Source organism: Synechococcus sp. R70.1, assembly GCF_047461675.1.
Lineage (GTDB): Bacteria > Cyanobacteriota > Cyanobacteriia > Thermostichales > Thermostichaceae > Thermostichus.
On the sequence record NZ_JANSHR010000026.1, the window covers coordinates 56,800 to 62,606 of the forward strand.

Genomic DNA, 5,807 nt, shown 5'->3' on the forward strand with positions numbered 1-5,807 from the left:
CAAGCTGCTGGCCGAGCACCTCTTGGATCAACCCTTGCCGGTAGGAGCCTTGGATCAGTTGGCCCTCAGCCTGATGGCGCTAGAGACCTGGGGCTACGAGCATCGCTTCCAGACCCACTTCTACACCACCGGCTATCGCTCCGGCCAGCGCCTGAAGGGAGACTTGGTTGTGGTGGGGGGCGGGGATCCCTATTTCCGGGAGGCCAATGTCGTCGAGCTGGCGCGCCACCTGCACGGCCTTGGCATTCGCCAGATTGACGGCGAGGTAAAGGTGGTGCCCCCCTTCCGCTTGCTGGGCCAGCCCGACGCTCTAGCTAGCGCCCGCCGGCTTACCGAACTCCTTCGGGATCCCCAACAGCCCTACCCTGTAGCCCTCGGCGGCTCTGGATCAACGCTAGAGGAACTGCCTGCTGAGCTCCATTGCCTGGTTAGCTATACCTCACCGCCCTTGGGATCCCTGCTGCAGATTCTCAACAGCAACATCGACCGGGCCATGGCAGCAGCCCTGCTGGCGGAACTGGGAGGCCCCAGAGCCCTGGTGGAGTACCTGCGGCGGCGCTTGGTAACTGAGCCGGCTGCCCAGTTGGATCCTGCCCTCCTCCCCAGCGAAGCAGAGATTCGTCTAGAGGGGCAGGAACTGCATCTCTCCCCCCGTGCCCTGACCCATCTGTGGCAGCATCTGCTGGCAGCCCCATACGAGAATCCAGCGCGGATCCTACCTGTAGCCGGCCTTGGCCACAGCCCCCTGCAGCTGCGCACCCTGCTTCCGGGCACGGTCGCCCAGGTGGGATCGGCCCCCAATTGCCTGATGATGTTGGGACAGTTGCCGAATGGCACCTACTTCGTCTTGCTCAACCATGGGCCTGACCTGGGCAGCTTGCGCCAACACCAGGATCAGTTCCTGCACCAGCTGTTGCCTGTTGGGAAGTCTCTTGGCGTCTGAGGGCTTAGACGAAGGCTAGACGCAATCGCTAGGGCAAAATGGGGAACCTACAGCAGGGCTGCCAAGCATCTTGCAGCTAGCTGCTAGGGTGGGGGCGGATCAAGCCATAGCCACCGTGCTTGCGGACATAGAGGACGTTGATCTCGCCGTTTTCGATGTTGCGGAACACGTAGAAGTCGTGATCCACCAGCTCCAACTGGTGCATCGCCTCCTCAACCGTCATGGGCGGCATGGCGAAATACTTGGTGCGCACTACCTCAGGGGGCAGCTCCGCTTGCCGATTCATATTCACAGGATTTGTGGGCGGCTGCTGGGCCACCGCCACTGAAGTTTTGGGAGAATGGCGGATGCGGTGAACGCCATTGCGCTCTTTGTACTTGCGCAGCTTGCGGGCTATTTTGTCGGCCACTCGGTCGATGCTGGCGTAAAGGTTTTCAGTACTTTCTTCCGCTCGAATGACAGTGCCGTTGGCGTAAACGGTAACTTCGGCAGATTGGTTGGCACTGATGCGGGGGTTGCGGGCTACCGACAGATTGACATCCACTTCGCTGGTGATCTGAGCAAAATGGCCAACAGCTCGCTCGATTTTTTCCTGAACGTAGCTGCGGATGGCATCGGTAATTTCGATGTTTTTTCCTTGGATCACAAGCTTCGCCATGGAAACTCTCCCGAGTGTGTCAGTCTACGCCTCAAGTGAGTGCCTAACCTTTGCAAGAAGCTTCCACACCCTCCCCGCCCGCCAACTGGCCAAAGGGGGCAATGAAAGTTGACTAAAGTGCGGCTTTTGCAAGGGCACTAACCTTTGGAGTTAAGTCTAGGTTAACACCTCACTCTTGGCTTTGAACTGGAGATTAAGGATAAATTTAGATTGCCTTAATTTTTGATTGATCCGACTTCCCTGCTGAATTCGGGAGACTAAACGACCGGAATTTTCCCTCTCCTGCCGAACTGCGGTCCACAACTTCCTTCTGGCTTTCCTAGCCAGCTAAGCGACTCCCTTATTTTTGCTTGGAACTGCCGTGCTACTTTATCCTATTATACAAGAAGCGACGTTGGCTGCCTTGTCTAAACTAGCTAAGCTAATAACCAAAAGAAGTGAAGAGATGTTGACTGAAGTTAAGCTTTCTATCAAGATCAGGATTCCACACCAATATTGGCGTCAGTAGGCCCAAAAAGTGGCCTTCGGCTTCTGGAGATTGCTCTCGAAGCAAGTTGGGGTGGAAAAAGGGGGGGAGGTGGCAGGGATCCCGTCGAAGGTAGTTGAGCTGTTGGACAGAGCGGAAGCGGCTCTGGGGGAGCGGTTTCGGGCAATAGAACAAGTTCTCAGGCAAAACCTGGCCCGGGTATTGCAAGCCTTCCGCGACCAGCAGGTGGGCTCCCATCACTTTGCCGGCGTATCGGGCTACGGCCACGACGACCAGGGGCGGGAGGTTTTGGACCGAGTGTTTGCCCAGATCATGGGCTGCGAGGCGGCGCTGGTGCGGCTGCAGATGGTCTCCGGCACCCACGCCATTGCCTGTGCTTTGTTTGGGGTGCTGCGCCCAGGGGATGAGCTGTTGGCCATCACTGGCCCCCCCTACGACACTCTGGAGGAGGTCATTGGGATAAGGGGGTCCGGCCGGGGATCCTTGCGGGAGTTCGGTGTTACCTATCGCCAGTTGGATCTGCGAGAAGGAGATGTCGATTGGCAGGCCTTGAAAACCGCCCTCAAGCCGCAAACACGCTTGGTTTACATCCAGCGCTCCTGTGGCTATGCCTGGCGACCCAGCTTCTCCATTGCCCAGATTGCCGAGATGATCCAGGTGGTCAAGGCGCAAAACCCGGAGGTGGTGGTCTTGGTGGATAATTGCTACGGCGAGTTTGTGGAAACCCAAGAGCCCACCCACGTAGGCGCAGATTTGATTGCTGGATCTCTAATCAAAAACCCAGGTGGCACCCTGGCCCCGGCAGGGGGCTATGTGGCAGGGCGAGCCGAACTGGTGGAGAAAGCTGCCTGCCGGCTGACGGCACCAGGGATCGGCTCGGAAGGAGGAGCAACTTTCGATCTCAACCGCCTGCTGTTCCAAGGGCTGTTCTTAGCTCCGCAAATGGTGGCCGAGGCCGTCAAGATTGCTCACCTGGCCGCCCAGGTGTTCCATGACTTAGGCTATCCCGTCTCTCCGCTGCCCCAAGCACCCCGCACTGACATCATTCAGGCCATTCAACTGGGATCCCCACAGAAGCTGCAGGCCTTTTGCCGCGCCATCCAAAGCAGCTCCCCGGTAGATTCCTATCTCACCCCAATTCCAGAGGTGATGCCCGGCTACGCCGATCCAGTGGTGATGGCGGCGGGCACGTTTGTGGCCGGCAGCAGCGCGGAGCTCTCCGCCGATGGACCGCTGCGGGAGCCCTACATTGTCTATTTACAAGGAGGAACCCATCTCAGCCACGGGCGGCTGGCCCTAGAGGCTGTCTTGCAAGCTTGGGAGGAGCTGTGATGGCCGTTCCTGTCCCCCTTCTGGGGGGTAGAATTGAAATCCAGAGCCTCGATGGGGAAGTTGCCTCCTATTGCTCCACGGTTCCGCCGTTGGGGAGCCTGGCTAGCCTTTAGTTGGGTGGCCCTGGCAGGGGGCTGCCAGCTATTAGACCTAGGGAGAGCCCCACTGGCATCTGTCCTAGGAAGAGACAGCCAGACCCTAAGGGGAGTCCTCACAGCGGAGGACAAGGTTAGTCGCGCCTATGGCAGCTACTGGGATGGGATCCCTGTAGTAGCCAAGGCTGGGCAAATCCTGATTGCCGCCTTGGAGAGTGAAGAGTTTGACCCCTATCTGGAGCTGGTGGACGAGCAGGGACGGGTAATTGGCTTTAACGATGACTCGGGCCTAGATGTCAACGCCCTCTTGGCAGTGCGGCTGCCGCAGGAAGGCACCTACACCCTGCGGGCCACTAGCGTTGAGCCGGCTGCCAGCGGCTCCTACCGGCTGACCTATACCCTCACGCAGGTCAATTGGCAGCAAACCCTATCGGGCCGTCTCCAGGAAGGATCCCTTCAGCACCCGGAAGATGGCAGTTGGATGGAGGAATACCCTATCACTGCTCGCCCTGGCCAAATCCTGGTCGCCTCCTTGACCAGCTCTGACTTCGATGCCTTCTTGCAACTGTTAGATCCGGAGGGGAAGGTGATGGCTTGGGATGACGACCAGGGTGGCGGCACCGATGCCCTGTTAATTGCCTTTTTGCCTCGCAGCGGCACGTACACCCTCCGAGCCAACACCTACAAGCCAAGACAGGAGGGGGCCTATGTATTGCAGTACTCCTTGCACTAGCCTCCCAGCCTGCTAAGCTTCTCCTGCTCCCTCTCTTCTTGCTAGTGTTTCGCAGCTGAAGGGAAAGGCAGATCCCAGGCTAGACTTAGTTTAGAATATCTTCAGGATTTAGCTTTAGCAATCCGGAGACGCCGATCCCAGCTTTCTTGATCCGGGCTGAGGATGGCAAAAGCCTGTTCCAAAGTTAATCGTCTGTAACGGAGGAGGTTCCTATGGCCATTTCCACGGGTCTTCCCAGCCCGCTGCCGCAGCAAGAAACTTCTCCGGAGCAAGGCAACGGCCTCAATTTGGCTCCTCGGCCTGCCAGTGCTGATCTACCGGCTGCTCAGGAGGGGGGAGAGAGGATCGGCCCGCCAGTGTTTCCCAGCCCTGTGAAGTTCAGCGAGATTGAGATCGACCAGCGACCAGTAGGGGCCTCCACCCTAAAGGTGGTGGATTACTTTGCGGATGGACGTCCAGTTGCGGCTGCCACGCTAAAAGTGGTCGATACCTGGGGCGAAGGGCGCCCAATAGTTGCCTCTGGCCTCAAATTCGTCCATGACCCCGCCCTCAACCGCCCGGTGATGGCAGGTGGTCTGAAGATTGCCAAAACTTTTCTTGGCAACCGACCCATTGAAGCCAGCCCTCACAAAGGATCCGCGGGCGAGCCTGTGTGAGGCCAGACTGCGGCGGCAAGGATGGAGATCCTGGCAACCTTAGTGGCCTTGCTGGCCGCCTTGGGGGCAGGGGCAGGCTATTGGGCAGAGCAGGCAGCGCGCCAAATGCTCCTAACCCAGCTGGATAAAGCAGAGGTTTTGGAGGTACGCATCCAGAGCCAGCCTAACTACCGCCTACTCAATGGCCAGGCGGAGCGCCTTCTAGTTGCCGGGCGGGGGCTGTACCGGGCACCCTTTCCGCGCCTGGAGCTTCTGGAGCTGGAAACCGACCCAGTCGCTATCGACCCTGCTTTTTTCCAAGGAGCTCCTTTGCGGCTGAGACAGCCCCTGCAAGCAGCATTTCAGGTCGTGGTGCGTCAGGAGGATCTCAATGCTGCTCTCAACTCGCCTGAGGTGCTCAGGCAGTTTCAGCGGATCCAGGCAGATCTGCCCTTGGGGGGGGGCGGGAGCGAACCCCGCTATTTTGAACTGCGCCAGCCGCGCGCCAAGTTTTTGGAGCCTGACCGCCTCCAACTTGCCGCTCTCTTGGTGGAGAAAGACGGCAGCAGGGAGCAGGCAGTTGAGGTGGTGTTCAACGCCGGGATCCAGGTGGAAGAGGGACGTAGGTTGCAGCTCCAGGAGCCAGAGTTGGCCATCGGCTCGGTGCGGGTTCCTGACGAGATCACCCAGGCGTTCTTGGGAGGACTCAACAAGGTGTTTGACCTGCAAGAGCTGGAAGAGCTGGGGATCCAGGTGCGGGTACTGAAGCTGGAGATAGCCGCTGACCAAATCCAGGTCATTGGGTTTGTGCGGGTTGAGGGCTTGGAGGCGCTGACGGGATCCTAGCGGGGATCCCTGCTTATCCCCCAGGCTTGGGGCGTGTCTACCCGCCGAGATGGGCTGATGGCCTCGGTTCCTGCCAGG

At 58.9% G+C, this 5,807-nt stretch carries 6 protein-coding genes; 5 read left to right on the forward strand and 1 reads right to left on the reverse strand.

Annotated elements, in window-relative coordinates; translation table 11 throughout:
* On the forward strand, positions 1 to 943 hold a 943-nt coding region (locus tag NW807_RS03150; protein WP_414425273.1), incomplete at its 5' end, for a D-alanyl-D-alanine carboxypeptidase.
* 76 nt (positions 944 to 1,019) lie between these two features.
* On the opposite strand, the gene hpf is transcribed toward NW807_RS03150, so the two are convergent.
* Positions 1,020 to 1,601, reverse strand: a complete 582-nt coding sequence (hpf, locus tag NW807_RS03155; protein WP_414394169.1) for a ribosome hibernation-promoting factor, HPF/YfiA family — start codon at positions 1,599 to 1,601, stop codon at positions 1,020 to 1,022.
* Between the two features lie 607 nt (positions 1,602 to 2,208).
* Here hpf and NW807_RS03160 point away from each other — a divergent pair.
* The 4 genes from NW807_RS03160 (at position 2,209) to NW807_RS03175 (ending at position 5,729) form a co-directional block, all read left to right on the forward strand.
* Complete coding sequence (locus NW807_RS03160; RefSeq protein WP_414425408.1) at positions 2,209 to 3,420, forward strand: aminotransferase class I/II-fold pyridoxal phosphate-dependent enzyme; 1,212 nt, start codon at positions 2,209 to 2,211, stop codon at positions 3,418 to 3,420.
* A gap of 60 nt (positions 3,421 to 3,480) precedes the next feature.
* Positions 3,481 to 4,248, forward strand: a complete 768-nt coding sequence (locus tag NW807_RS03165; protein ID WP_414404846.1) for a hypothetical protein — start codon at positions 3,481 to 3,483, stop codon at positions 4,246 to 4,248.
* Between the two features lie 212 nt (positions 4,249 to 4,460).
* The gene (locus NW807_RS03170) at positions 4,461 to 4,904 is read left to right on the forward strand and encodes a hypothetical protein (protein ID WP_414394172.1); all 444 of its coding nucleotides are present in this window, start codon (positions 4,461 to 4,463) and stop codon (positions 4,902 to 4,904) included.
* A gap of 21 nt (positions 4,905 to 4,925) precedes the next feature.
* On the forward strand, positions 4,926 to 5,729 hold the full coding sequence (locus NW807_RS03175; RefSeq protein WP_414425274.1) for a DUF2993 domain-containing protein: 804 nt from the start codon (positions 4,926 to 4,928) through the stop codon (positions 5,727 to 5,729).
* The last annotated feature ends 78 nt before the right edge of the window (positions 5,730 to 5,807 follow it).

Bases quoted from the DNA above. Each gene is read 5' to 3' on its own strand.
- hpf (WP_414394169.1), bottom strand. From the start codon at position 1,601: ATGGCGAAGCTTGTGATCCAAGGAAAAAACATCGAAATTACCGATGCC.
- NW807_RS03170 (WP_414394172.1), top strand. From the start codon at position 4,461: ATGGCCATTTCCACGGGTCTTCCCAGCCCGCTGCCGCAGCAAGAAACT.
- NW807_RS03175 (WP_414425274.1), top strand. From the start codon at position 4,926: ATGGAGATCCTGGCAACCTTAGTGGCCTTGCTGGCCGCCTTGGGGGCA.